Here is a 26,001-nt window from a genome sequence, read left to right on the forward strand (position 1 = left end):
CCATTTCAAGCACATTCCTTCTGAAAATTTTCAAGAAGTTTAGCATAATCATTAATTGCTAAACGTGGACCAAATTGAGAAACAACTTCACTCGAAATTAAGACAGCTAACTGTGCAGCAGCATTTAAATCTTGATGATGGTTGAGGGCATAAAGGAATGCGCCTGCAAATGCATCGCCTGCACCATTTGTATCAACGGCTTCTACATGACGGCCTGCCACATGGAAATGTTGGGTAGGGTTAGAAACTAAAGCACCTTTAGCACTTTGTGTAATGACTACTGTATGATTTTTAAAACGTAATTGGGCAAGAGCATCTTCTACAGATGTTGTATTTGTATACATTAAGGCTTCTTGTTCATTACAAAATAGTAAATCTACGCCATCATCCATAAGTTCTTCCAAGCCTTCGCGAGCGTATTGCACCATTGCAGGATCTGAAAGAGATAGGGCAATTTTAACACCATTTGCTTTTGCAATTTCTCTTGCTTGTTTTACAGCTTTACGCGCTGTTTCACTTGTAGAAAGATAGCCTTCAATATAAAGCCATTTTGCTGTTTTTAATGGTTCAAAATCGATTTGATCTTGAGAGAGTTCAGCAGTGATACCTAAATAGGTGTGCATTGTACGTTCAGAGTCAGGGCTAATGAGTACCATGCAAGTACCTGTCACACCTTCACTGATAGATTTTGGAGTAGTCTTAATGCCAGCTTCATTTAGACCTTGCAGATAGATTGAACCTAAATCATCGTTACCAACACGGCAACCATAAAAAGCAGTTCCACCTAATGCACTAAAGGCTACAGTAGTATTCGCAGCAGAACCACCACTTGCTTGACCTTTGTAGTCTTGGTGCTGTTTTAACTCTGCATAAAGAGCAGCTTGAGTGTCACCATCGGACAACTGCATTGTGCCTTTTTGCAAGCCTTGTTGATTCAGAAAATCATCAGACACTTTAAATTCTTGGTCGATTAATGCATTACCAATTGCAAAAAGATCTACAGTTGCCATATGTGTTGTCACAAATAAAAAAATCAGGTTGCTAAGTTTACACCATTGCTTGGTTTTGCTGTAGTTTGTTGAATAAAATTCAGTTAATTCAAAAAATAATGGAGAAATATTGTTGTTTGAATATTCGTGGGATTAAAGGATAGGTCCTTGATATAAAATTGATAAGCTTTTTATTTAATATCTATCGTATAAATAGAATTAAAACCTTTTGTTCTGGTAGGATAAAACGTTCATGGCTATGTGCTTGATATCAAAGCCGTGGCAATGAAAACTAATACTCAACAAAAACATAGTATTTTACTTGGCTTTTGTTCGCCAATCTCAAGCTGACTCAGGCTATAATGAGACTTATTCACTTATCCGATATGTTAGGAGATCACATGACTGTAGATGTCACTGAAACCATTTCTCAAACTGTTCACCCTGCGTTTCAGTTGCTACGTCAGCACCATGTAGAAGCATTAGATATTTTAGTGTCTGAATATAAGCATAAAGTCACAGGCGCGGTGCATTATCACTTGGCAACTGACTATGATGAAAATGTATTTCTTGTTGCTTTTAGAACACAGCCTATGGATTCTAAAGGCACGGCACATATTTTAGAACATACCGCTTTGTGTGGATCTGAAAAGTTTCCGGTACGTGATCCGTTCTTTTTGATGATTCGCCGTTCTTTAAATACGTTCATGAACGCTTTTACAGCAGCAGATTGGACTGCGTATCCATTTGCTACTCAAAACAAAAAAGATTTCCAAAACTTACTCTCTGTTTATCTTGATGCGGCATTTGCTGCTAATTTGAATCCGCTTGATTTTGCTCAAGAAGGTATTCGTATTGAACTAGAAAATGGACAACCTGTTTATAAAGGTGTGGTTTTTAATGAAATGAAAGGTGCGATGAGTGCACCGTCTGACCAACTTTATCATCAGTTGGCTCATCATTTATTTCCTGAAACGACCTATCATTACAACTCAGGCGGCGACCCGAAAGATATTCCTGATTTAACGTATGAGCAGTTAGTCGATTTTTATAAGGTACATTACCACCCAAGTAATGCTGTTTTCATGACCTTTGGTAATCAAACAGCATATGAATTACAAGAGCAATTTGAAAAACTAGCTCTGCATAAATTTTCTGCTGGAACAACTCTATATTCTAAGCCGGAAAAACGTTTAGCAGCACCAATTGAAGTAACAGAAAACTATGGTGTTGATAGTGATGATTTAAAAGATAAAACTTATCATGTTCTATCTTGGTTATTACCAGAAGCAAATGATGTGAAATTGCGTTTGGGAATGCGTTTGGTTGAAGGAATTTTGTTAGAAAATTCAGCTTCACCACTGCGTCATTACTTAGAAACTTGTGGTTATGCTCAATCAACAGGTCCATTAATGGGCGTAGACGACAGTAATTTTGAAATGACTTTCTACTGTGGTGTTCAAGGTTCAAATCCTGAACATGCACAAAGCTTTAGAGAGGGTGTCTTAAATATTCTGCGTGATGTTGCTGCAAAGCCAATTGATAGTAATTTAGTCGATGCAATCTTGCATCAGATCGAGTTGCATCAGCGTGAAATTAATGGTGACGGTACACCTTATGGCTTAAGTTTAATTTTAAATGGCTTAAGTGGTGCGATTCACCACAACGACCCAATTCAAATTTGGGATGTTGACAGCGCAATTGCACAAGTTAAAGAAGAGTTGAAAGACCCAATGTGGTTATCAAATCTGATTCAAACACATTTGCTTGACAACCCACATCGTGTGCAAATGACTCTAGTTCCAGACCCAACTAAGTCTGTAAAGGAACAAGAAGCAGAAAAAGCACGTTTAGCTGCTATTGGTGAAAAGTTAACAGATGCTGATAAGGCTGAAATTGTTGCTAATACCAAGGCGCTAGAGGAACGTCAGGATACGCCTGATAACCTTGAACTATTACCAAAAGTAGGTTTGGAAGATGTACCTGCTGACTTGCATATTGTGCAGGGGCAGTTACGTGAAATTCTTTGTAATCGTATGGATACGCCGTTGAATCTGTACCATGCTGGTACGAACGGTATTTACTATCAACAAGTACTCATTCAGATTCCTGATGATATTGTGAAGTCACCTTATTTCAATTTGCTTTCTATCTTAATGGGTGAAGTAGGTGCAGGTGAATATGACTATCTTGAACTACAAAACTTACAAACAGCTGTAAGTGGTGGTTTAGGAATGGGCGCTTCATTGCGTAGTAAAGTTGACGACAAAGATAAAATTAGTGCTTGGTTAACCTTAACGACTAAATCGTTAACTCAGAAGTTTGATGCAATTCATTTATTAAAATTAGCATTTGAACAGCTTCGATTTGATGAGAAAGAGCGAATTATTGAGTTATTGCAACAACGTAAAACACGTTGGCAATCTCGCTTATCTGGAGCGGGCCATAGTTACGCAATGCAAATCGCATCACGTAATATGAGTGCATTGGCTCAACGCGACTATCAAAACACTGGTTTAGGTGCATTAAACTGGTTAAGCGAGCTTGTTACTAAGATTACTCAAGACTCTGCTGCATATGATGATTTGATTGCAGAATTAAAACGTATTCATCGTAAATTATTGCAAGCACCTAAACAGTTCTTGCTTGTATGTGAAGAACATCAGTCTGAACGTTTGGTTGAAGAAGTGCAGAATGTTTGGGATAAACTAAACGTTGATGCAACCGCAACAGAGTTAACTCACGTAGAACAGACAAATGATAATAATCATGAAGCATGGTTAATTCAGGCAAATGTTCAGTTCTGTGCTTCTGCCTATCAGGCGGTGGATGTGTCCCATCCAGATGCAGCTCCGTTAATGGTATTGGCAGCTTATTTACGTAATGGCTTCTTACACAGCGCCATTCGTGAGAAAGGCGGTGCGTACGGTGGTGGAGCAAGTTATGATGGGAATGCATGTTCATTCCGTTTCTATAGTTACCGTGACCCACGTTTAGCAGAAACTTTTAAAGACTTTGAAGCAAGTGTGCAATGGCTATTAAATGTGGAACAACAGCCTCATCAGCTTGAAGAAGCGATTCTTGGGTTAGTTGCAAGTATGGATAAGCCAGGTTCACCAGCGGGCGAGGCGATTACTGCGTGTTATGCCTTGTTGCATGCAAGAACACCAGCTTTCCGCCGTCTCTTGCGTGAGAGATTGTTGCATGTAACTTTAGATGATTTACAACGTGTTGCTCGTCAATATTTGGTTGAGCAAACTCCTGTAAAAGCTGTAGTTGCACCTTTTGCCAAACGTGATGAATTGCAGCATTTAGGTTTTACCATTCAACAAGTTAATTAAAATAAAAATTGGAGATGAACATGGCGTTCAGACAATTTGAACGCACATCTTTACAGCTAAGCATGGGAATCGTGCTTAGCTGTTTGTGTGCGTCTGTGACATATGCTGACACCTTGGCACCTGTAACCCCCGCGACAGTAGATGCATGTGTTGCTCTTGCTTCGAATGCCGATCGTCTGGCTTGTTATGACTCTGTATTTAAACCGTCAGCTTTACCAGTTATTCAAGCTGCGGCTGTAACTGAGCCTGCTAAAAAAATTGATACACCTGCTGTGCCACCTGAAACCTTTAAAGAAAAGGTGGTAGATACGGTGAGTAATATCAAAATCATTGGTAAAGCACCAAAAATTGAACCTACTACTTCTTTGTTAGATCAACGTTGGGAGTTGTCTGAAAAAAGTAAACTAGGTGTATGGAACATTCGTGCTTATCAGCCAGTCTATTTGCTCCCTGTATTCTGGACCAGTGACAAAAATGAATTTCCACATAGTCCTAACCCAAATAATACGGTGACAGAAGATCAAAATCTGAAATCAACAGAAAGTAAATTTCAGATTTCTTTGAAAACCAAAGCTTGGGAAAATATTTTTGGCAATAATGGCGATTTGTGGCTAGGGTATACACAATCTTCACGTTGGCAAACATTCAATGCAGAAGAGTCTCGTCCTTTCCGTGAAACGAATTATGAGCCTGAAGCAAGTTTAATGTTTAGAACGAACTATGAATTGTTTGGTTTAGATGGTCGTTTGCTTGGGGTTACTTTAAACCACCAGTCAAATGGGCGTTCAGATCCTTTATCGCGTAGCTGGAACCGGGTAATTTTTAATGTCGGATTAGAGCGCGGTAACTTTGCTTTAATGTTACGTCCATGGATTCGTCTCGAAGAAGACAGCAAAGATGATAATAATCCAGATATGGAAAATTACATCGGACGTGGTGATTTAACAGCATTTTATAAGTGGAAGGAAAATGACTTCTCTTTAATGCTGCGTCATTCATTGAAAGGTGGTGATGACTCTCATGGTGCTGTTCAATTTGATTGGGCTTTTCCAATCAGTGGCAAACTACGTGGACACTTCCAATTGTTTAATGGTTATGGGGAAAGCTTAATTGATTATAACCATCGAGCAACTTATGCTGGTTTGGGTGTATCACTATTGAATTGGTACTAAACAGCTATAAAAAAGCCGCTTTTGAAGCGGCTTTTTTATTATCCAATTTGAATGTTGGCTTGAGGGTGTTTGAGTCGACTTTTTTTAGGAGTAGCGATTAAATAAGCCAGTGTTAAAGGACCAAGCCGTCCAGCAAACATGAGGAGGCTTAAAATAAATAAACTACCATTATGTAAATCTGGTGTTATTCCGCGCGAGAGACCCACGGTACATGCTGCTGAAACAACTTCAAAAAGCAAATTCATAAAATCTGCTTTAGGCTCTAAAAGTAAAAGAATAAAGAAGCCCATGAAGATGAGTATGCTCGTAATAGCAGTCACTGCTAATGCTTTGTAAGTCGTTTCGTGTGCGACTGAATAATTAAATATTCTAATTTCATCTGTACGGCGTAAAAATGAAATTACACTCAGCACTAAAATGACAAAGGTTCCAACTTTGATTCCACCTGCTGTACTCAGTGAACCGCCACCAATAAACATCAGTAACATCATGAGTAAAGAACTGCTATTGGTCATTGCACCTGTATCAATAGTATTAAACCCTGATGAGCGCGGAACAGTGGCTTGAAACCAAGCATTTAATGCTTGATCACCTACACTGAGCATTCCTAGTGTATGAGGATTTTGAGCCTCTAAAGCCCATATTAAAATAAAGGCAACTAGATTAATCACTGTAATGGTTGTAAGAATCAGCTTGCTATTCGGGGTGAGTTTTTTCCATTTTTTATTTTGCTTAATGTCCATGAGAACTAAAAAGCCAAGACCACCCAAAGTGTAAAGTACACTAACAGTTATACAAATCATATAATTGCTTTGGAAACTTATTAAACTATTGGAAAATAGTGAAAAACCAGCATTATTGAACGAGGATATACTATAGAAAACTGCATAGTAAAGACCACGTGCAAACCCATATGTTGGTGTAAAAGCAGTAGTGAGAATAATTGCACCAATAAGCTCAAAAATAAGGGTGTAAGTGACAACTCCTTTAGCAACAAAAGTAACTTTTGATAGGCTCGTTTGACCTAGACTATCTTGAGCCATCATTTGTTGTTTAAGACCAACTTTGGGTGACAAACTTAATGCAGCTAAGATGGCAAAGGTCATAAAACCCAAACCGCCAGACTGGATCAACAATAAAATAATGGTTTGCCCAAAGAGGGTAAAAGACTCATGAATATTTAAAACAGATAGGCCAGTAATTGTAACTGCTGAGGTGGCTGTAAAAAGTGCATCCATCCAGCTGACATTGCCTGTATTCGCAAATGGCAATTTAAGCAGTAAAGTACCAAAAATAATAAAGCCTAGAAACCCCAGGGCCAAGAGTGAAGGAGGGCTTAAATTTAATGTTTTATGGGGCTTGGGATATATAGACATATTCTAGATTTCGCCTCTTATATGAAGCAATTAGAAAGTTTCTTTAACTGCGGTAAATGACCTTCTAAAATAAGAATATCATTCGTTTGCAAGGTGAAATTTTCTTCGGTCTCAAACAAAATTTGCTGCTGTCTTTTTACGAGCAATGTTTTAACTTGTGATGCTTGCTGCATAATGCCATATAAGTTAATGCCATTAAGTTTCTCAGGTATTTCAATTTTTATAATGTAGTGATCGTCTTCTAAAGACATATAGCGACTAACCATTGGATAGTTCAGTGCTTGAGCAACTCGTACACCCATATCTTCTTCAGGGTGAATAATTTTATTGATATTGAGGTGAGACAAAATGGTGTGATGTGCTTTGGTTTTTGCCTTTACCCAAATCTTATCCATACCTAAATTTTTTAAATTCAGTACACACAAAATACTTGCTTCAATATCTTCACCAATTGCGACCACAACTGCATCACAATTTTGAATGTTAAGTTCGTCAAGCACGTGTTCGTCAGTCGCATCGGCAATGACGGCATGAGTTAAAACGTCGGCAAGATTTTCAACATTCTTTTTTACCGTATCAATGCCAATAACATCATGATTTAATTTTGTGAGCTCTTGAGCAACAGTTGCTCCGAAACTTCCTAAGCCAATGACTGCAAACTGTGCCATATTGATCCTTGTTTCCTGATTAGACGTTTATTTTTAAGGAAATTTTCTTTGAGATAAAGAGAGGCAATGTAAATATGAGAGGAATATTAAAAGAATTATATGAATAAGCCGACAAATTTGTCGGCTTATTCATCAAAATTGAAAATTATTTCAAGAAACGTTTGTAGCCGATATTATTCGTAATTTCTGCATACGGATAACTAATCTGCTCAAGAGTTTCAATTAGACCATCAGGGTTCTGTTTCGCATCGGTTGCTTGTAAACCTACTAAAACACGTCCTTCTGCTGCGCCATGATTACGGTAGTGGAACAACGTAATATTATGGGTTGGGCCTAAACGAGTTAAGAAGGTTAAAAGGGCGCCTGGACGTTCTGGGAACTCAACACGAAACAATCTTTCATCATCTATATTTGCATGACCACCAATTAAATAACGAATATGTAGTTTGGCAACCTCATCATCAGAGAGGTCATCTACTACATAATTTTGTTGCTTTAATTGTTCTAAAATTTCATGACGTTCTGCATCACCACCTTTTAGGCTAATACCGACGAATACTTGCGCTTCATCTGTATTGTTTGCGCGGTAGTTAAACTCAGTAATATTGCGTCCATGTAAAGCACGGCAGAAGCCTAAGAATGCACCTTTTTCTTCAGGTAGGGTCACTGCATAAATGGCTTCACGTTGTTCACCTAGCTCGGTACGCTCAGCAATATAACGTAGGCGGTCAAAATTCATATTGGCGCCGCATACAATCGATACAATATTTTTATTGCTGATTTTATGTTCGGTAATATATTTCTTGATCCCAGCAAGGGCCATTGCACCAGATGGCTCAACAATGCTGCGGTTTTCATCAAACGTATCTTTAATGGCAGCACAGATTTCATCTGTATTTACCGTCACAATATCTGGATCAACAATTGGGCCTGAGTTATCAGATTTGCGCAGACGAATAATGTCAAATGGTAAAGCACCAATTTGTGCAACAGCTGTACCATCTGCAAACAAGCCTACATGCGGCAAGATTACGCGCTCATTGGCTTCTAAAGCTGCTTTTAAACATGCAGACTCTTCATATTCAACGCCAATAATTTTCACATGGGGTGCTACTTCACCAAGGTAAGCGGCTACGCCTGAAATTAGGCCACCACCACCTACAGCAACAAACACATATTCTACATCACGCCATTGACGTAAGATTTCATTTGCAATTGTGCCTTGACCAGCAATAACAAGTTCATCATCATAGGGTGGAATGAATACAAGGCCTTCAACTTCGGCACGTTGTTGTGCATATTTATTTGCTACATCAAAACTATCACCATGTAACACAACTTGTCCGCCCAAGCGTTTAACTGCTTGAACTTTAATGTCAGGAGTGGTACTTGGCATAACAATAATTGCTGGAATTCCTAAGCGTTGACCTGACAATGCTACACCTTGAGCGTGGTTACCAGCAGAGGCGCAAATTACCCCGCGTTCGAGTTGTTCTTTAGGTAACTGGCTAATACGGTTATAGGCACCACGTAATTTAAAAGAGAAAACAGGCTGTAAATCTTCGCGCTTAAAACGAATTGTATTATTTAATTTTTGACTAATTCGTGGAGCTGCTTCGAGAGGCGTTTCAATTGCAACATCATAAACCGTTGCTTGTAAAATTTGTCGTACCACACGAGACAGCATGTTCATCTTCCCTATAACAGTTTAAAATAGGAAATTATTGTAGCAAACCCTTGTGCATTTGCGCCGATTATTGGTGCATAAATGTCAAAAAATAGTTGAGTGATGTCATGAGTCTATATGCAACCCAAGATGAAAAGAAACAAGCAGCTGCGAAAGCTGCTTTAAAACACTTACCCAAAGGTGGCATTTTGGGGGTTGGGACTGGAAGTACAGTAAACTTTCTAATTGATTTATTACCTGAATTACAATTAGAAGCTGCTGTGGCAAGTTCTCAAGCAACTGCTGATCGCCTTGAAAAATTAGGCATCGAAGTTGTCGATATGAACCATGTGGGGGGGTTAGATGCCTATGTTGATGGTGCAGATGAAATTGATCGTCATATGCATATGATTAAAGGTGGCGGTGCTGCATTAACACGTGAAAAAATTGTAGCTTCAATTGCTAAGAAATTTGTTTGTATTGTTGACGATTCAAAATGGGTTGATCAACTCGGACGTGATTTTCCACTTCCAGTAGAAGTTATTCCAATGGCTCGTTCTGCTGTGGCTCGTAAGTTGGTGAGTTTGGGGGGGGACCCAGTTTATCGTGAAGGCGTAGTAACAGATAACGGTAATGTAATTCTAGATGTATTTAATCTTAATATTTTAAATGCAATTGATCTGGAAAAAACCATTAACAATATTCCGGGTGTTGTGACTAATGGTATTTTTGCATTAAACCCAGCAACGATTGCAATTGTTGCAACAAATAATGGTATTGAAGAGCGTACTGCACAGTAATGTCTGTGGAAATGCCAGAAATTAAAATTGTTCGACACGTAAGAGCAAGAAAATTGCGCTTACGTGTTGAGCCTGCCTCAATCCGCCTCACAGTTCCTTTGTTTTGTAGTAAAAAACAAATTCAACAATTTTTGGCTCAATCTGAACAATGGTTGACCGAGACGTGGGATAAACAACAAAACGTCCAATCAGCTTCGATTGATATTCCTTCCGAGATTTCCTTCTTTAATAAACAACATCCATTTCAGGTCATTGTTCAAAAGCAGCATCGAGTTTTTCAATTCGATTGGGAAAGTAGTTATTTATTTCTTAAGGACACACAGCCATATTTGGCATTACAAAGTGCAGTGATTGCGTTTGCAAAACAAGAATTGCCAAAACTTTTAAACGAATTAAGTGAACACACTCATTTGGCTTATAGAGAATGTACAATTCGCCGTCCGAAAACTCGTTGGGGAAGTTGTAGTAGTCAGCATAATATTATGCTACATGCAGGATTAGTGTTGATGCCACACGAGATTGCTCGTTATGTGGCTATTCATGAATTAGCTCATACTAAACATTTTGACCATAGCCCAGCTTTTTGGGCAGAAGTTGAAAAATACGATCCATATTTTCAAAAACACCGCAGACAACTTAAATCAAATCCGTTGCCTGCATGGTGGTATGTCTCAAATTAACCAAAACTACATTCTAGTTGTGGTGTTTGTAAGTTATCTGGTGCTTTTCGGCTGTCTAAACCTGCTTTAGCACTCACGATTTTATTTGCTTTAATCGATAATTGTATAAAGTTGTATTGCTGCGTTGAGTTATTGGGTTCGGCGGAACTTGAATTGAGTAAATAACTTGAGCTTGCAGCATCTGTTTGCAATAAATTATCTGTACTGTCCGCACTTAAAGCAGAGCGATAAGTCTGTGATCCTTTAATAAGTTCGATTTGACCATTCGCACGGAAATTAAGCTGGCAACCTGTTGCAGTGTCTTCGTAATGACCCACTAGATAGTCTGTAGCAGGTAGTTTGGGGTCGGAAAGATTAATGCTGGTCAAACCTTGTTTGCAAGGATATGCAGAACCGTTGCAAGTGGCTGTAATGCCGCTAAAACCTACAGCACGACGATAATCACCAGCACCATCTATGCGGAAAAAGTCAGTCGTATTTCCGACAGGTACGACCCCTGAATATTGTTTTTTATCCAGTAGATCGTAACCCGTCTGATCTAAAAGCTGTTGTGAATTAGCCTTAGCTAATTCTAAGGTAGATGTTCTTAAATTGGTTGCAAAATTATCGCGTGTAGCTTTTTGATTAGCTGCGATATCTAACAGTGTATTTTTGACTGGATCAAGATTATCTGGAGCAGGTGGGAAAATAGGCGTGAAGGGTGTTTGATCACCTTGTAGTTTTTTCCCATCTAAAAAGCCATCTTTTGAATCGGTTGCCAAACTTTTAATAAGCTCCTGGTATGTGGTTGTTCCACCATGAACAGTTGACCAATATTGTAAGTAGCCCAAGCTAAGATAGGTATCCACGTATGTACTAGGTTTTATAGAGGAGTACTGCATGAGGGAGTTAGCTGGACTTAAACTTGGAATACCGGCATCTTTGAATGCATTAAGAAGAGATCTATAAACATCTTGAGAAGCTAAATCTACATGCAATTGCTCAATGCGGGTTGGGTCAATCGTTTCTTGAGGAAGTTGTCCTGAGCGTATCACAGCTCGTTGGTAAACCGCTTCACTGCTTGGGCTGATGAATAGGGTTCTACCACTTACACTGTTTGGTGTAATAAACGCATGATAAACACCAGAGAAATTTTGGTATGTTGAAGTAATCGGATCAAATACTTGAGATGAATTTTGAGTCGTAATTTCTACACGATATAAACGACTTAACTTAGCAGTAGGAATTTTGACATTAAAGCTGTTTAAACTCGCAATTGAAGTATCTACTAAAACAGAGTTAGTGGTGTTGTCATATACTTTAAATTGGATATTACGAATTTCTAGAGGAGATTTAACAGTAACATCAGTTGTTGCCTCTGGAGTCGGATCAACAGGTGTTGGAGTGCTTGGTGAACTACCACTACTACTGCCTCCACCTCCGCAGCCTACAAGTGCAGCACTTAAAATTAATGTGCTTAAACCAAGGTAAGTGCGTAATTTTGTTTCTTTTGATTGATGAAGCATCCTAGCTCTCCAAAATTAAATCTGATATTTATTTGCTGATATTTGTTTAGTTCTGACAGTTGAATAAGTGCTATCTAATTGTCGCTAAAATTAAAAAAATTAAAATTACCAAGCATGAAATGGTTTTGTAAGCTTGGACATCCTGTCATACTACAGCACAAGTATAGATTCAAAAATTGAGGTAATGCACGTGATTTCTGTCGGAATTGTTGGTGGAACGGGTTATACAGGCGTTGAACTATTACGTATTTTATTACGACATCCTAAAGCGCAGGTTCGAGTTCTTACTTCACGTACAGAAGCGGGCAAACCAATTGCAGATATGTTCCCTAATTTACGTGGACATACTGATCTTCAATTTTCTGATTTAAATATTGATGATTTAAAAAAATGTGATGTTGTATTTTTTGCTACACCGCATGGTGTTGCGATGCAGCATGCAAAAGAATTGATTGCTGCTGGTACTAAAGTGATTGATTTAGCTGCTGATTTTCGTTTACAAAATCTTGAGCAGTTTGAGAAATGGTATGGCATGGAACATGCGTGCCCAGATGTTTTAGAAAATTCAGTATATGGTTTGGCTGAATTAAACCGCGAAAAAATTAAACAGGCGCAAGTTATAGGTAACCCTGGTTGCTACCCGACTACCGTTCAATTAGGTTTGGCACCACTTTTGAAATCAGCGCAAGCACTGATTGAAACAAAAAATATTATTATTGATGCGAAGTCAGGTGTTTCTGGAGCTGGCCGTAAAGCAAGCTTAGGCATGATCTATAGTGAAAATGCTGATAACTTCAAGGCTTATGGCGTTGCGGGTCACCGTCACCATCCGGAAATTGTTGAAGCATTAGAAAATATTTCTGGGCAAAAGGGTGGCTTTGAAGGGCTCCTGTTTGTTCCTCATTTAGTTCCAATGATTCGCGGTATGCTCAGCACAATTTATGTCGATTTGACAGAAACTGGAAAACAAACTGATATTCAGGCATTGTATGAACAATTTTACGCAAATGAAAAATTTGTTGATGTGATGCCTGCTAACAGTTCGCCTGAAACACGTAGTGTGCGCGGTGCGAATGAGCTTCGTATTGCTTTATATAAGCCGCAGCCGAATAAACTTATTATTCTTGCGGTACAAGATAACCTTGTGAAGGGTGCATCTGGTCAAGCTGTACAAAATATGAACCTTATGTTCGGCTTTGATGAAGATGAAGGCTTACAAGGGATTGGTTTATTACCATAAAAAACTCTTTTTTGCTTCACACACATTTAAATTTCGATTTAAATGTGTGTCTTGACTCTGATCTTAAACACTGAGATGACGATGCAAAACTCTGGACAGACGACTTCGGCAGAAAGTTCGTTGCAAAAGAAAAATTTTTTAAATACTAATAAACCTTTGTTTATTGGTGCGGCTATTTTAATGAGTGGTTGTCTTGCACTCGGCTATACAATTGGACACCGTCAAGGTTTAACTGTTGTAGGTTACGATGCAGATGCAGAGCAATTGGTTGAAGTGGTGCAAAAGCAGAAAACAGCTTTAGATGCAGTTAATAAAAGCCTGAACGCTGCGGTACAAGAGCGTGATGTTGCTGTAACAAATGCAAATGATCTGTTTGAAGCTCTTAATCAGGCTAATGCTGATAAAACGCAGCAAGAAGGTATGAGTAATATCTACCGTGAGATCTTGAGGCAGCGCGGTGGTTTAAGCTTGACCATTCAAAATTTGGCAATTAAACCTCTGCCTGAAAATGCTTATGAATATCAGTTGGATCTCGTACAGGTAAGCCCAAGTAAGCGCCGTGCTTCAGGATCAATTGAGATAAGACTCATTAAAGATACAGAAGTTTTAGTTGTACCACTTGAAGCTAAAAGCTTTAACTTTACTGACTTCGAGCGCTTAACAGGTCGTTGGACGATGCCTAAAGGTTTTACACCTCAATTTATTGAGGTACGTTTAACAGGCGGTTCTGATACACCAGTTATTAAACGTTTTAGTTGGCAGCGTGGTAAACCTGTCGAAACATCTTCTGCTTTCGTGGCAGAAATTCCTCAAGCTGAAGCAAATTCACAATAGTAACATCCTATGCGAACAAATAAGCGTCAAACAAACTTAAAAGATATTAAGGCTTCTTTTCAGCAGTCTGGTTATGTCGATTGGCACTTCCATCCACGCTTAAGTGATTCGCAAAACGAAGATCATGACGGAGAGGTTGTTGTACAAACAGCACCTCCTGAACTCAAGCGTCCGCCATTGTATGCAGTCGTATTAATGAATGACGATTACACGCCAATGGACTTTGTAATTGAAATTTTACAACAATACTTTGCAATGAATCTTGACCAAGCAACTCAAGTAATGCTAACAGTACACTATGAAGGTAAAGGTATTGCTGGGGTATATCCAAGAGACATCGCGGAGACCAAAGCAAACCTTGTTAATAATTACGCTCGATCGCAAGGTCATCCATTACTTTGCCAGATTGAGCCTAAAGCATAAGGGGGTTACATGCTCAGTCGTCAATTAGAAGTATCATTACGTTTGGCTGTTAGCATGGCTCGTCAAAAGAGACATGAGTTTCTTACAGTTGAACATTTATTATTAGCACTACTCGATAACGATTCGGCCGTGAATGCTTTAAAAGCATGTGGGGCTGATATCGTTTCTTTACGTAAAGAATTAGAAGAATATGTAGAACAACATACTCCTAAGCTTGGCGAAAATAGCGAGCAAGCGCCTCATCCAACAGAAAGTTTCGACCGCATTTTGCAACGTGCTATTTTCCACGTGCAATCAAGTGGCGGTGATCGTACTGTTGAAGGCGCTGATGTTTTGGTCGCAATGTATTCAGAGCGTGATTCTTTTGCTGTGTATTTGCTTAAACGTCATCAAATCAATCGATTAACATTGACTCAATACTTGTCTCATGGGACACGTAAAGATGAAGTGCAAGTTGAAGAAGAAGTTGAAGATATTGAGGGTGAAACTAGTGCGGGCAATGCAGGACCATTAGAGCTTTATACGCTGAACTTAAATGTTGAAGCCCAAAAAGGCAAAACTGATCCACTTATTGGCCGTGAAAAAGAAATTGAGCGTACAGCGCAAATTCTGTGCCGCCGTCGCAAAAATAATCCATTACTTGTCGGTGATCCGGGCGTTGGTAAAACCTCGATTGCTGAAGGTTTGGCATGGTTAATTGTGAATGGTAAGGCACCTAAACCTTTAAGTCAGGCTGAAGTCTATAGCTTAGATATTGGTGCATTAGTTGCTGGGACCAAATATCGCGGTGACTTTGAAAAACGTTTAAAACAATTGCTTAATGCTTTGAAGAAAAATCCAAATGCGATTTTATTCATTGATGAAATTCATATGATCATTGGCGCAGGCTCAAGTATGGGTAGCACAATGGATGCTTCGAATTTGATCAAACCGGCTTTGGCTAATGGTACTTTACGTTGTATCGGTTCAACGACGTTCCAAGAATATCGTCAGGTTTTTGAAAAAGACCATGCGTTATCACGTCGTTTCCAGAAAATTGATGTCAATGAGCCAAGTATTGCTGAAACAATTGATATTTTGCGTGGCTTGAAATCTAAATTTGAAGATTTCCACCACGTACAATATGACGATAAGGCATTGGTATCAGCGGTAGAGCTTTCTGCTAAATTCATTAATGATCGTTTCTTGCCAGATAAAGCAATTGATGTGATTGACGAAGCTGGTGCTCAGCGTCGTTTGAAAGCTGAAAGCGATGATAGTTTGATTACGGTAGAGAATATCGAAGATATCGTTTCTAAGATTGCTCGTATTCCGCCTAAAACTGTTTCTAAAGATGATAAGTCAGTGCTTGAAAATCTTGAGCGTGATTTAAAACGCGTTGTGTTTGGTCAAGACGAGGCGATTACCGCTTTAGGCTCAGCGATCAAGTTGTCTCGTGCTGGGTTGAAATCACCAGATAAGCCAGTAGGTAGTTTTGTTTTTGCTGGCCCAACAGGGGTTGGTAAAACCGAAGTGACTAAACAGCTAGCAAAATTGTTAGGTGTAGAGCTTGTTCGTTTCGATATGTCTGAATATATGGAGCGTCATGCAGTTTCACGTTTGATTGGTGCACCTCCAGGTTATGTGGGTTATGACCAAGGTGGGCTATTAACTGATGCGATTCATAAGAACCCACACTGTGTTTTATTGCTAGATGAAATTGAGAAAGCACATCCAGATGTGTTTAATCTGTTGCTACAAATTATGGATCATGGTGCTTTAACGGATAACAACGGACGTAAGTCAGACTTTAGAAACGTTATTATTGTCCTGACTACGAATATTGGAGCAGAAAGTATTTCTCGTGCGAGTATTGGTTTTACTGAACAAGATCATAGTTCTGATAACCAAGAAGCAATGAAACGCGCTTTCTCACCAGAGTTCCGTAACCGTCTAGATAGTGTTATCCAATTTAAGTCATTACCAACAACTGTGATTGAGTCTGTGGTTGATAAATTCTTAACAGAATTGCAAGCACAACTAGATGACAAGCAAGTTGTACTTGATGTGGATCAAAGTGCTCGTGATTGGTTGGCAACAAATGGTTATGACCGCTTGATGGGCGCACGTCCAATGCAACGTCTCATTCAAGAACACTTGAAGAAACCACTAGCTGAAATGATTCTGTTTGGCGAACTTGCAGATCATGGTGGTAATGTGGCTGTATCAGTGAAAAATGAAGATGGCAAAGCAGTAGGCTTGAAACTTGAAGTTTTTGAAGATCATCATACGGCAGAACCAGCGTAACTTATGTTAATTGATAGTCTTGCTATAACCCGAATACTGAGTGTATTCGGGTTATTTATTATCACAGCAATTGCTGAAATTCTTGGTTGTTATTTCCCTTATCTGATTTTAAGAGAAGGCAAGTCTGCTTGGCTGTGGCTACCTACAGCTTTGAGCTTGGCTGTTTTTGTCTGGCTGCTGACTTTACATCCAGCGGCTTCCGGGCGCATTTATGCTGCATATGGCGGTATTTATATTTTTACTGCTCTCATGTGGTTGCGTTTTGTGGACCAGGTTGGATTAACAAGATGGGATATATTGGGTGGTCTAATCGTGCTGTGTGGAGCTGGCTTAATTATTTTACAACCTCAAGGGCTGATTCGTTAACACAATGAATGAATCAAATCTTAAGCGTGAAAATAAGAAGTTTTTTCTAAAAAAAGACTTGTCAAAGCTCTCAACAATGCGTATTTTAGATTTAAGGAACATTTTTTAATATTTGAGATAAAGATGTTAAATCTATCTGTGAACACTAACGCTTACTATTACTTTTGGCAATTTAGATAGTTGCCTGAGCGTATTCGGGCATGAGAAAGTTGCCCATCACAGTTAATACCTGATCGGCAACCCCGATCAGGTTTTTTTATGCTTTATCTTTTTTGAATCGAGGAACTTAAAATGAACAACATGACTTATTCATACTTTAGCAACTTTTATTGGTTTTACTTTTGCTTACCTTTACCAACGAATAGATCCAAAACGCTTAAATAAATGATCGGACTGAATAGATTGCAGTCCCAAGGAAAAACCAATGAATGCCCTAAATACTTTATTGACACAAAGCAATACAAAAGAAACACCAGTTAGTTTACCTGTCCAGTTAAAAGCAAAATATCCGCTTGCACATTCTTTCGTGCGTCAAATTGCCGAACATCGCCAAACTATTCAAAATATTCTTAACGGCAACGATCCTCGGTTAATGGTAATTACAGGGCCTTGTTCAATTCATGATCCGGTTGCAGTACTTGAATACGCTGAAAGATTGCAAAAATTACAAGAAAAAGTAAAAGATCAGATTTTTATCGTAATGCGTGCATACATTGAAAAACCTCGTACAACTGTGGGTTGGAAGGGTTTCATGTATGATCCAAATTTAGATGGTTCATCAAATTTACAACTTGGTTTAGAAAAGTCTCGTGAACTTTACCTTCAAATTATTGAAAAGGGTTTGCCCATTGCGAGTGAAATTTTAAGTCCAATGGCAACAGGTTATTTTGATGATTTATTGGCTTGGGGCGCAATTGGTGCTCGTACCAGCGAGTCTCAGATTCACCGTGAAATATCAAGCCACATGCCATACAGCATTGGTTTCAAGAATGGTACGGATGGTTCAATTCAGATTGCATTAGATGCAATTCAGTCAGCACAAAATGAGCATCAATTTTTAGGAATGAATCAACAAGGCTTACCTTCAGTAATTCAGAGCGCTGGCAATCCATTACCACACTTAATTTTGCGTGGAGCAAATCATGGGCCAAATTACGATTTAGCTTCAATTCAAGCAATACGAGAAAAACACAAACAAAATCTTCCTGCATTAGTTATTGACTGTAGTCATGGTAACAGCAGTAAAGATCCGTTGCGTCAGCCAGAAGTTTTACAGCAAATCGTTGCTGAACGTTTAAAAACCCAAGTAAAGGGTGTCATGATTGAAAGTCATTTGGTTGATGGTAGCCAAAAAATTTCTTGTGATATGACTTATGGGCAGTCCGTAACTGATGGTTGTTTAGGTTGGGAAAAAACTGAGCAACTTTTGTTAAGTGTTTCTGAGCAATTAAAAGTGAAAGAGTTAGCTCACTCTGCTTAATCATTTTTCGACTAAAAAGGGATCTGCGAACAGATCCCTTTATTTTTTAAGAAGCATGTTTTAGTTCTGATAAGAATGTAGTAATTTCATGCCCAAATTTTTTCGGCTCGGTTAATAAAGGTGTATGGCCTGAGCGCTCAAAATATATTGCTTTTGCGTGTTCAACACTATGGGCAATAAGTGTCTGTCCGGTTTCTGGATAAAGCGTCGAGTTGCGACCAATAAAGAAGGTTGTTGGGCATTGTAACTGTTGAATGGCCTCACGATAATCTTCATTGTGATAAAGATAATTTTCGACATACCAAAATAAATAATCTAGACGCTGAATTGGTAATAAGTATTTTTGTAGAAATGGCTGTTTGAGTGCTGTTTTAAAAACTAAAGGGCTAAATGGATTGCTACTTTGTAGTTCAATAAAATCTACCCAAAGACGAACCAGTTCTTGTCGATTTGGTAGCGCTAATTCATAAAGATATTTAGCATTTTTGTGCTTTGATAATAATTGATAGATATCATTTAATAATTGTTTGAACTGGATATGTAGAGGACCGAAGAGACCATACTCCCATGTTGAATCCACAGATATTTTCGGCGTTTGATCGATATGCAAATAGGCTTTTAATTGCTGCGCCAGATGAGCATGCTTCATACCATGCATGGCCGTTGTAGCACCCATTGAATAACCCATCAAGATAAAGTTATCGAGTTTTAATTGTTCTATTAAATGGGCGACATCTTGCCAGTGGCTAGAAATTGCATCTTGTTCAGGGATTGCACAGTTCTTTGAACCCCCAAAACCACGCCAATCTGGAATGATAAACTCATATTCTTTACGGTTTGCATAAATAAAAGGGAGCCATTGCCAGCTTTGCATGCCAAGACCAGATAAAACCAAAACTGGTTCACCACGACCAACACGACGAACAAATAAATTTTCCCGATCGGGCATGGTGTAATATGGCATGACTATTCTCCGGCTAAGCTATCTTGAGCAAAGCGTTTTAATTGAGGGATGACTTGTTCCAACCATTTGATCCATTCACTTTCCATTGTAATTCCAAGTTCTAAGATCATTTTATGGATGTATAACACACGGTCATTTAGATCATTGCTGTCTTTAAAGTCTTTATCATAAATACTTTGATAAAGTTTGAGCTTCTCTTGATGTAGACCAAGATGCCTTAACAGTTCAGGTAATATCTGATTATTGCTCAATTGTGCTTCAGCACGCAATCTAACCATTAAATCATCACGAAGCTGGGCAGGTTCACTTTGTTGAGTCATCCATGAAGCGAGTTCGATACGTCCCAGTTGTTCAACCTGATAGGTTTTTTTTCGACCATTATCCATTTCATTTTCTAAAGTGGAAACCCAACCTTTTTTAAGCATGTTATTGAGTTCACGATAAATTTGCTGGTGAGTGGCATTCCAGAAAAAGCCCATTGAGCGGTCAAAGCGGCGGGCGAGTTCAAACCCTGTACTTGGACGTTCAAGCAAGCTGGTCAATAAAACATGAGGAAGTGACATGGCAATCCAGTTTGTAAGCAAAAGTAAAGTGTGACTGATGAGATTATGCAACATGTTGCATAAAAGTCAAAATTTGATTATAAATTTATGCAACAAGTTGCATTAGCAAGCTTATTGCTAGCCAAAGGAGAAAATATGTCAGCTTATCCGCATTTATTAAAGCCACTTGATTTAGGCTTTACTACTTTAAAAAACCGTGTGCTTATGGGGTCTATGCATATTGGGTTAGAAGAAGCACCGCAGGGATATGAGCGCATGGCTGCGTTTTATGCTGAGCGTGCAAAAGGTGATGTGGGGCTGATTGTAACTGGCGGTGTTTCTCCGAATGATGATGGTGTTGTATTTAGTCATGGTACGAAGTTAGATACGGTTGAAGAAGCTGAAAAGCATAAAGTGATTACTCAAGCTGTTCATGAAGCTGGGGGCAAAATTGCTATGCAGATTTTACATACTGGACGTTATTCTTATCAGGCAAATAACGTTGCTCCTTCAGCAATTCAAGCACCGATTAACCCAATTAAGCCAAAAGCTCTAAGTTCTGCCGAAGTGCAGCAGACCATTGATGACTTTGCAAACTGTGCCAAACTTGCTCAGTATGCGGGTTATGATGGCGTGGAAATCATGGGTTCTGAAGGTTATTTAATTAATGAGTTCATTGCCGCGCGTACGAATCATCGTGATGATGAATGGGGCGGTAGTTACGAAAACCGTATTCGTTTTCCTATTGAAATTGTAAAGCGTACACGTGCTTTAGTGGGTGAAAACTTTATCATTATTTATCGCCTATCGATGCTTGATTTAGTTGAAGGTGGTTCAAGTATTGAAGAAGTGATTCAGCTTGCAAAAGAAATTGAAAAAGCAGGTGCAACTATTATTAATACAGGGATTGGCTGGCATGAAGCTCGCATCCCAACAATTGCGACCAAAGTTCCTCGCGCTGCGTTTACATGGGTTACTGAAAAACTTAAAGGTGAAGTCTCTATTCCCTTAGTTACTTCTAACCGAATTAATACACCAGAAATGGCTGAACATGTATTGGCATCAGGTCATGCTGATATGGTTTCTATGGCACGCCCAATGCTCGCTGATGCTGAATTTGTATTGAAGGCAAGCGAAGGCCGTAGTGATGAAATTAATACATGTATTGGCTGTAACCAAGCTTGTTTAGATCACATTTTCTCAATGAAAATTGCAACTTGTTTAGTGAACCCGCGTGCATGTTATGAAACTGAGCTTATTTTTAAAGATGCACAAGTTCAAAAGAATATTGCTGTTATTGGTGCAGGACCTGCGGGTTTAAGTTTTGCTGTATATGCAGCTGACCGTGGTCATCAAGTTAAAATTTTTGAGGCTAGTCATCAAATTGGTGGCCAATTTAATATTGCAAAGACTGTTCCTGGAAAAGAAGAGTTCTATGAAACCTTACGCTACTTTGCTCGCCAAATTGAGTTACGACCAAACATTGAATTAATTTTGAACCATAAAGCAACTTATGAAGAGTTGAGCCAAGCAAATTTTGATGAAATTGTGGTTGCAACTGGTGTAACACCTCGTCAATTACAATTTGAAGGTATTGATCATCCTAAAGTACTTAGCTATTTACAAGTTTTAAAAGAACGTGTGCCAGTGGGACAGCGTGTAGCCATTATTGGGGCGGGAGGTATTGGTTTTGATACGGCTGAATATCTCACTCACGAAGGCGAAAGTGGCAGTTTAAATCCAGAAAAATTCTACGAAGAGTGGGGAATTGACACTCAATATGAGCATGTAGGTGGTTTAAAACAGCCAAAAGTTGAGACTTCTGAACGAGAAATCTATTTACTGCAACGTAAGACTGCTGTTGTGGGTGCAGGTTTAGGTAAAACTACAGGATGGATTCATCGTGCGGGCCTTAAAAATCGCCAAGTTAAAATGCTTGCAGGGGTTCAATACGACAAAGTGGATGATCAGGGCTTACATATCACTATAGATGGGCAACCGAGTGTGCTTGAGGTTGATCATGTTGTGATTTGTGCGGGTCAAGAATCTTTCACTGCAATGTATGACCAATTAAAAACAGATGGAAAAAATGTTCATTTAATTGGTGGTGCTAAAGAGGCAGGAGAGCTAGATGCAAAACGTGCAATACGCCAAGGCGCTGAATTAGCAGCAGTACTCTAAATTTTAAATGGGCATTTCTTTATACGGAAATGCCCCTAATTTCATTGGTTAAATTACAGGATAAAATAACAATGCCACTTGAAACTACAAAACAGTCTTTAGAAAAATGGCATCACATGGTTCAGGCAGGTAACTTGTCTGATCTAAATGATTTACTGGCAGATGACGTGGTTTTTCGTTCACCGGTTGCCTATAAACCTTATGAAGGAAAGCAGGTCGTTTTCTTCATTCTTACCAATGTCATCCAAGTGTTCGAAAACTTTACTTATCATCGTGAGTTTTATACAGAAGATGGTGAGAATGTAGTGCTTGAGTTCAGCGCTAATGTCAGTGGCAAGTCATTAAAAGGTATTGATATGATTCGTTTTAATGAACAAGGCAAAATTGTTGATTTTGAAGTAATGATTCGTCCAATGAGTGGCTTAGCAGCATTGGCTGAACAAATGGGTATAAGAATTGCCAAGTTTCAACCGCAATAATTTTAGTAAAATAGCCTAAGTAAGATAGAGACTAATAGAATGTGGCTAAAACTTTCAACTTTAGCATTGTTACCTGTACTTTTTGTGCAGGGAACAAAGGTTCGTAAGAATACACCACGCTTGCTAGAAGCCAGTGGTGAAAGAGAAGGCATGGTTGGCAAGGGCAGACCATTGTCTCTGCTTATTTTAGGAGACTCTGCTGCAGCGGGTGTTGGTGTTGAAACACAACAAGACGCTTTATCTGGCGCAATTATTTCTGAGTTACAAGATCAATATTTGATAAGTTGGAAACTTCATGCAAAAACAGGTGATACTACTAAGCAGGTTTTTCAAGCTTTACAGTATTTTGAGCCGCAAAATTATGATGTTGTTGTTACGTCTATTGGCGTTAATGATGTGACAAAATTAACGTCAGCAAATTCCTGGATAAAACAACAAAAGCAATTATTTGAATATATACAAGCACGTTTTCAGCCTAAACTCATTATTGTTTCAGGCGTTCCACCCATGCAACATTTTCCAGCTTTACCCAATCCATTGGCTTGGCTGTTTGGAAAATACGCGGAGCAAATGAATCAAGTATTATATAAATGGGTAGAAGCACAAAACCAATTTAGATTCATTCAATATGATATTGAAAGTTTTCAAGCTTTGAATCTGCCTATGGCAAGTGATGGCTTTCATCCAAGCAAAGAAATTTATGCAATTTGGGGACAGCAGGTTGCAGCATTAGTGCGGCAATCATTTAACTCATAATCAGAGGTCGTGATTGGATATGGGCATATCTACTTTAAATAAAATTAAAGCTTTCGGTTCAGAATTGTTTGACTCAGTACTCGGTGCTGAACAGCCAAAAATTTATTATGACCCACAAGGGAAAATTAAAGATGTTTTGGATAAGTTGCCCCAACTTAAGCAAAAATATCGTCCTACGCCATGGTTAACTAACAATCATGTCCATCTTTTATATTTCGATATTATTAGAAAAAAAACCATCAAGCTTGAATATGACCGTATTGAGCAACTCAGCATGAAAGATGGTGGCGTAACTGCCATCGCGTGGTATGGGTATGATCTCCCTGCAGATACTCCCACAGTGGTTATCATGCACACCATTACAGGGACACCTGAAAGTATGCGTGAATTGGTCAGAGATATTCATCAATATACGGGTTGGAGAATAGCACTATGCTTACGCCGTGGGCATGCTGGTTTACCTATGCCTGTACCACAGATTTCTCTTTTTGGGTCAACGAGCGATCTTAAAGAGCAGCTTACGCATATTCAAAGTTTGTTTCCTGAATCGGATTTGTACGCAGTCGGTTCTTCTGCTGGCACAGGATTGTTAGTTCGTTATTTGGGTGAGCAAGGCTCTGACACACCATTTAAAGCTGCTTTTGCAATGTGTCCAGGCTACAACACTGAGATTGGCTTTAAAAATGTTCACCCGTTTTATAGCAAAATGATGACCAAAAAGTTGTTCAAATATTTTATTCATCCTTATCAAAGTACTTGGAACCAGGTTACTTCTTTAGAAAAAGTTCTTGCAACGACTAGTCTCGAAGAGTTTGAAAAAGAATACTTTGAAATGGCAGGCTTTCAGGACTATCAAAGTTATTGTCAGGCAATTAATCCAATTTATGTATTTGAAAATGTCAAAATTCCATTAATGATTCTTAATGCAGAAGACGATCCAGTATGTTCTATTAAAAATTTAGAGCCGTATAAAGAAACTATTCAGCAAATGAGTAATATTGCAGTGGTAACCACTAAAAAGGGAAGTCATTGTGGTTTTTATGAAGGTTGGAAAAGTACTTCATGGGCAGCCAAATTAATATCGAATTATTTTATGGTTGACCATAAACAGTGATCGTGTTGCCGTAATGGATTAAATAAAGCCCATTTAATAAATGGGCTTTATTGTTTTATCGGATCAGGATAAAAGTAATTTTGAATTTTTTAGTCCAATTTTGATTTTAGTGCTGGCAACCAGATCTTTTTCGTCAGTTTGGTTAGGATGAAAATCAAAACGATAATAGTCAAAAAATTTCGGAGTTAAAACTTTATATTGTGTTGTCATAAAACTAAGAAACTTACGCCAAGATTTAAAATTAAGTAGTTGGCGATCACGTTTCATAAGAACGAATTGATAGATTGTTGAGAAGCCAGTAATTAAAAATAAACTTAAAGTAAAGACGGTGATACGTGGGAGATATGCACTTAGCCCACTTCCATACAAGTGTTCATAAAGGTCAAAGGCCACAGCTTTATGCTCAGTTTCTTCAATACTATGCCATAACCATAAGTTACGAATAGTTGAGTCTGTCATCAGTTCATTAACAGACTGCATCATGCTTACTACAAGTACAGCGGTGTAGTGTTCAAGGCCTACCGTCACAAGTAGGTTCCATTTTTTACTAAAAACTTTTTCAATACTCTTTAAAACAAGACCCGTTACTTTTTCTAAAGATTCTGGATCTAAACCATGTTGCTGTGCACTCACATGAAAAGCATGATGTTCTTTAGAGTGCATTGCTTCTTGACCAATAAAAGCACTAATTTCACGATCTAGAAGTTCATTCGACTTTGCTTTTGCACGTAATGCTCGAACTGAACGAACAAAATATGATTCACCCTCGGGGAACAATGTAGATAAACCCGTAAAATAATGTGTAAAAGTGGGTTCGTTATTACACCAATAGCGAGGTACATTTTCAAAATTATAGTCCATACGACGGACTGGAAATGAGGCAGGCACGCGATTTGATACGGTATTCATTTTAAGCTCCAATCTTCTTTTAATTGAAGTTCCAAAAAGGAACTTGATTAAAAATTACATATCAGAATAGGGAACGTCAATGCTTTTTCAAGTGAAAGAGGTAGGTTGTCCTAAATTGATATCTAGGAAAACTTTAAAGACAAATTGGAATGAAAAAGTAAAACTGATGAGTGAATTGATAATTTTAATAATATTTAAAAAGCCCAAATCAAGTGTTTAATTTGGGCATA

At 38.6% G+C, this 26,001-nt stretch carries 22 protein-coding genes; 14 read left to right on the top strand and 8 right to left on the bottom strand.

Translation table 11 applies throughout. The features are described from left to right. Nucleotides 1–5: 5 nt before the first annotated feature. Entirely contained in the window at nucleotides 6–1,010 is a 1,005-nt protein-coding gene (locus ACS604_RS07040) for an adenosine kinase (RefSeq protein ID WP_004791963.1), read from the bottom strand. 380 nt (nucleotides 1,011–1,390) lie between these two features. Between ACS604_RS07040 and ACS604_RS07045 the strand changes: the two genes are divergently transcribed. Together ACS604_RS07045 and ACS604_RS07050 are read left to right on the top strand one after the other, a co-directional pair. Next, nucleotides 1,391–4,330: an insulinase family protein gene (locus ACS604_RS07045; RefSeq protein WP_474770959.1), complete on the top strand. Its 2,940-nt coding sequence runs from the start codon at nucleotides 1,391–1,393 to the stop codon at nucleotides 4,328–4,330. Between the two features lie 20 nt (nucleotides 4,331–4,350). Next, a complete protein-coding gene (locus ACS604_RS07050; protein WP_474770961.1) occupies nucleotides 4,351–5,502 on the top strand; it encodes a phospholipase A in 1,152 nt (383 codons plus the stop codon). Nucleotides 5,503–5,540: 38 nt separating this feature from the next. Here the strand turns inward: ACS604_RS07050 and ACS604_RS07055 are convergent, their stop codons facing one another. The 3 genes from ACS604_RS07055 to ilvA form a co-directional block, all read right to left on the bottom strand. Beyond that, nucleotides 5,541–6,878, bottom strand: a complete 1,338-nt coding sequence (locus ACS604_RS07055) for a TrkH family potassium uptake protein (RefSeq protein WP_004791970.1) — start codon at nucleotides 6,876–6,878, stop codon at nucleotides 5,541–5,543. A gap of 17 nt (nucleotides 6,879–6,895) precedes the next feature. After that, nucleotides 6,896–7,546 (bottom strand): potassium channel family protein, encoded by a 651-nt coding sequence (locus ACS604_RS07060; RefSeq protein ID WP_004791972.1) that lies wholly within the window; start codon nucleotides 7,544–7,546, stop codon nucleotides 6,896–6,898. A gap of 145 nt (nucleotides 7,547–7,691) precedes the next feature. Beyond that, complete coding sequence (gene ilvA / locus ACS604_RS07065; RefSeq protein WP_474770963.1) at nucleotides 7,692–9,239, bottom strand: threonine ammonia-lyase, biosynthetic; 1,548 nt, start codon at nucleotides 9,237–9,239, stop codon at nucleotides 7,692–7,694. A 101-nt stretch (nucleotides 9,240–9,340) separates the two neighbouring features. Between ilvA and rpiA the strand changes: the two genes are divergently transcribed. Together rpiA and ACS604_RS07075 are read left to right on the top strand one after the other, a co-directional pair. Then, entirely contained in the window at nucleotides 9,341–10,012 is a 672-nt protein-coding gene (gene rpiA / locus ACS604_RS07070) for a ribose-5-phosphate isomerase RpiA (protein WP_474770964.1), read from the top strand. Further along, nucleotides 10,012–10,692 carry a YgjP family zinc-dependent metalloprotease gene (locus ACS604_RS07075; protein WP_474770966.1) on the top strand — a complete coding sequence of 227 codons (681 nt, stop codon included), beginning with the start codon at nucleotides 10,012–10,014 and terminating at the stop codon, nucleotides 10,690–10,692. Before rpiA ends, ACS604_RS07075 begins: the two co-directional genes overlap by 1 nt. On the opposite strand, the gene ACS604_RS07080 is transcribed toward ACS604_RS07075, so the two are convergent. Further along, nucleotides 10,689–12,197 (bottom strand): hypothetical protein, encoded by a 1,509-nt coding sequence (locus ACS604_RS07080; protein ID WP_474770968.1) that lies wholly within the window; start codon nucleotides 12,195–12,197, stop codon nucleotides 10,689–10,691. The two genes, ACS604_RS07075 and ACS604_RS07080, sit on opposite strands and share 4 nt — an antisense overlap. A gap of 184 nt (nucleotides 12,198–12,381) precedes the next feature. Between ACS604_RS07080 and argC the strand changes: the two genes are divergently transcribed. The 6 genes from argC (at nucleotide 12,382) to ACS604_RS07110 (ending at nucleotide 18,826) form a co-directional block, all read left to right on the top strand. After that, complete coding sequence (gene argC / locus ACS604_RS07085) at nucleotides 12,382–13,437, top strand: N-acetyl-gamma-glutamyl-phosphate reductase (RefSeq protein WP_474770970.1); 1,056 nt, start codon at nucleotides 12,382–12,384, stop codon at nucleotides 13,435–13,437. 75 nt (nucleotides 13,438–13,512) lie between these two features. Beyond that, nucleotides 13,513–14,271 carry a DUF6776 family protein gene (locus ACS604_RS07090; protein WP_081399502.1) on the top strand — a complete coding sequence of 253 codons (759 nt, stop codon included), beginning with the start codon at nucleotides 13,513–13,515 and terminating at the stop codon, nucleotides 14,269–14,271. Between the two features lie 9 nt (nucleotides 14,272–14,280). Then, nucleotides 14,281–14,694, top strand: coding sequence for an ATP-dependent Clp protease adapter ClpS (gene clpS / locus ACS604_RS07095; protein ID WP_002121129.1), 414 nt, complete (start codon nucleotides 14,281–14,283; stop codon nucleotides 14,692–14,694). Nucleotides 14,695–14,703: 9 nt separating this feature from the next. After that, nucleotides 14,704–16,980 carry an ATP-dependent Clp protease ATP-binding subunit ClpA gene (gene clpA, locus ACS604_RS07100; RefSeq protein WP_005306114.1) on the top strand — a complete coding sequence of 759 codons (2,277 nt, stop codon included), beginning with the start codon at nucleotides 14,704–14,706 and terminating at the stop codon, nucleotides 16,978–16,980. Nucleotides 16,981–16,983: 3 nt separating this feature from the next. Continuing rightward, complete coding sequence (locus ACS604_RS07105; protein ID WP_005306112.1) at nucleotides 16,984–17,346, top strand: YnfA family protein; 363 nt, start codon at nucleotides 16,984–16,986, stop codon at nucleotides 17,344–17,346. Nucleotides 17,347–17,770: 424 nt separating this feature from the next. Then, nucleotides 17,771–18,826: a 3-deoxy-7-phosphoheptulonate synthase gene (locus ACS604_RS07110; protein WP_005306109.1), complete on the top strand. Its 1,056-nt coding sequence runs from the start codon at nucleotides 17,771–17,773 to the stop codon at nucleotides 18,824–18,826. Between the two features lie 46 nt (nucleotides 18,827–18,872). Here the strand turns inward: ACS604_RS07110 and ACS604_RS07115 are convergent, their stop codons facing one another. Together ACS604_RS07115 and ACS604_RS07120 are read right to left on the bottom strand one after the other, a co-directional pair. Then, nucleotides 18,873–19,790, bottom strand: a complete 918-nt coding sequence (locus ACS604_RS07115; protein WP_474770973.1) for an alpha/beta fold hydrolase — start codon at nucleotides 19,788–19,790, stop codon at nucleotides 18,873–18,875. 2 nt (nucleotides 19,791–19,792) lie between these two features. Continuing rightward, a complete protein-coding gene (locus tag ACS604_RS07120) occupies nucleotides 19,793–20,353 on the bottom strand; it encodes a PadR family transcriptional regulator (RefSeq protein ID WP_238611517.1) in 561 nt (186 codons plus the stop codon). A 135-nt stretch (nucleotides 20,354–20,488) separates the two neighbouring features. Here ACS604_RS07120 and ACS604_RS07125 point away from each other — a divergent pair, with 135 nt between their 5' ends. From ACS604_RS07125 to ACS604_RS07140, 4 genes are all read left to right on the top strand, one after another. Beyond that, nucleotides 20,489–22,513: an NADPH-dependent 2,4-dienoyl-CoA reductase gene (locus tag ACS604_RS07125; RefSeq protein ID WP_005306100.1), complete on the top strand. Its 2,025-nt coding sequence runs from the start codon at nucleotides 20,489–20,491 to the stop codon at nucleotides 22,511–22,513. 71 nt (nucleotides 22,514–22,584) lie between these two features. Further along, nucleotides 22,585–22,992 carry a nuclear transport factor 2 family protein gene (locus tag ACS604_RS07130; protein WP_174727567.1) on the top strand — a complete coding sequence of 136 codons (408 nt, stop codon included), beginning with the start codon at nucleotides 22,585–22,587 and terminating at the stop codon, nucleotides 22,990–22,992. Nucleotides 22,993–23,031: 39 nt separating this feature from the next. Then, entirely contained in the window at nucleotides 23,032–23,748 is a 717-nt protein-coding gene (locus tag ACS604_RS07135) for an SGNH/GDSL hydrolase family protein (protein ID WP_474770975.1), read from the top strand. 19 nt (nucleotides 23,749–23,767) lie between these two features. Next, nucleotides 23,768–24,862 carry a YheT family hydrolase gene (locus ACS604_RS07140; RefSeq protein ID WP_174727561.1) on the top strand — a complete coding sequence of 365 codons (1,095 nt, stop codon included), beginning with the start codon at nucleotides 23,768–23,770 and terminating at the stop codon, nucleotides 24,860–24,862. A gap of 63 nt (nucleotides 24,863–24,925) precedes the next feature. On the opposite strand, the gene ACS604_RS07145 is transcribed toward ACS604_RS07140, so the two are convergent. Next, nucleotides 24,926–25,771 (bottom strand): metal-dependent hydrolase, encoded by an 846-nt coding sequence (locus ACS604_RS07145; RefSeq protein WP_217487596.1) that lies wholly within the window; start codon nucleotides 25,769–25,771, stop codon nucleotides 24,926–24,928. Nucleotides 25,772–26,001: the final 230 nt, after the last annotated feature.

Source organism: Acinetobacter sp. Li1LvA2 (genome assembly GCF_056156705.1).

Coding starts and splice junctions, on each gene's coding strand:
- ACS604_RS07055 (WP_004791970.1), bottom strand. CDS start 6,878: ATGTCTATATATCCCAAGCCCCATAAAACATTAAATTTAAGCCCTCCT.
- ACS604_RS07090 (WP_081399502.1), top strand. CDS start 13,513: ATGACGATGCAAAACTCTGGACAGACGACTTCGGCAGAAAGTTCGTTG.
- argC (WP_474770970.1), top strand. CDS start 12,382: ATGCACGTGATTTCTGTCGGAATTGTTGGTGGAACGGGTTATACAGGC.
- ACS604_RS07075 (WP_474770966.1), top strand. CDS start 10,012: ATGTCTGTGGAAATGCCAGAAATTAAAATTGTTCGACACGTAAGAGCA.
- ACS604_RS07130 (WP_174727567.1), top strand. CDS start 22,585: ATGCCACTTGAAACTACAAAACAGTCTTTAGAAAAATGGCATCACATG.
- ACS604_RS07045 (WP_474770959.1), top strand. CDS start 1,391: ATGACTGTAGATGTCACTGAAACCATTTCTCAAACTGTTCACCCTGCG.
- ACS604_RS07125 (WP_005306100.1), top strand. CDS start 20,489: ATGTCAGCTTATCCGCATTTATTAAAGCCACTTGATTTAGGCTTTACT.
- ACS604_RS07050 (WP_474770961.1), top strand. CDS start 4,351: ATGGCGTTCAGACAATTTGAACGCACATCTTTACAGCTAAGCATGGGA.
- ACS604_RS07135 (WP_474770975.1), top strand. CDS start 23,032: ATGTGGCTAAAACTTTCAACTTTAGCATTGTTACCTGTACTTTTTGTG.
- rpiA (WP_474770964.1), top strand. CDS start 9,341: ATGAGTCTATATGCAACCCAAGATGAAAAGAAACAAGCAGCTGCGAAA.
- clpA (WP_005306114.1), top strand. CDS start 14,704: ATGCTCAGTCGTCAATTAGAAGTATCATTACGTTTGGCTGTTAGCATG.
- ACS604_RS07105 (WP_005306112.1), top strand. CDS start 16,984: ATGTTAATTGATAGTCTTGCTATAACCCGAATACTGAGTGTATTCGGG.
- ACS604_RS07120 (WP_238611517.1), bottom strand. CDS start 20,353: ATGTCACTTCCTCATGTTTTATTGACCAGCTTGCTTGAACGTCCAAGT.
- ACS604_RS07145 (WP_217487596.1), bottom strand. CDS start 25,771: ATGAATACCGTATCAAATCGCGTGCCTGCCTCATTTCCAGTCCGTCGT.
- ACS604_RS07040 (WP_004791963.1), bottom strand. CDS start 1,010: ATGGCAACTGTAGATCTTTTTGCAATTGGTAATGCATTAATCGACCAA.
- ACS604_RS07110 (WP_005306109.1), top strand. CDS start 17,771: ATGAATGCCCTAAATACTTTATTGACACAAAGCAATACAAAAGAAACA.
- ACS604_RS07060 (WP_004791972.1), bottom strand. CDS start 7,546: ATGGCACAGTTTGCAGTCATTGGCTTAGGAAGTTTCGGAGCAACTGTT.
- ACS604_RS07140 (WP_174727561.1), top strand. CDS start 23,768: ATGGGCATATCTACTTTAAATAAAATTAAAGCTTTCGGTTCAGAATTG.
- clpS (WP_002121129.1), top strand. CDS start 14,281: ATGCGAACAAATAAGCGTCAAACAAACTTAAAAGATATTAAGGCTTCT.
- ilvA (WP_474770963.1), bottom strand. CDS start 9,239: ATGAACATGCTGTCTCGTGTGGTACGACAAATTTTACAAGCAACGGTT.
- ACS604_RS07115 (WP_474770973.1), bottom strand. CDS start 19,790: ATGCCATATTACACCATGCCCGATCGGGAAAATTTATTTGTTCGTCGT.
- ACS604_RS07080 (WP_474770968.1), bottom strand. CDS start 12,197: ATGCTTCATCAATCAAAAGAAACAAAATTACGCACTTACCTTGGTTTA.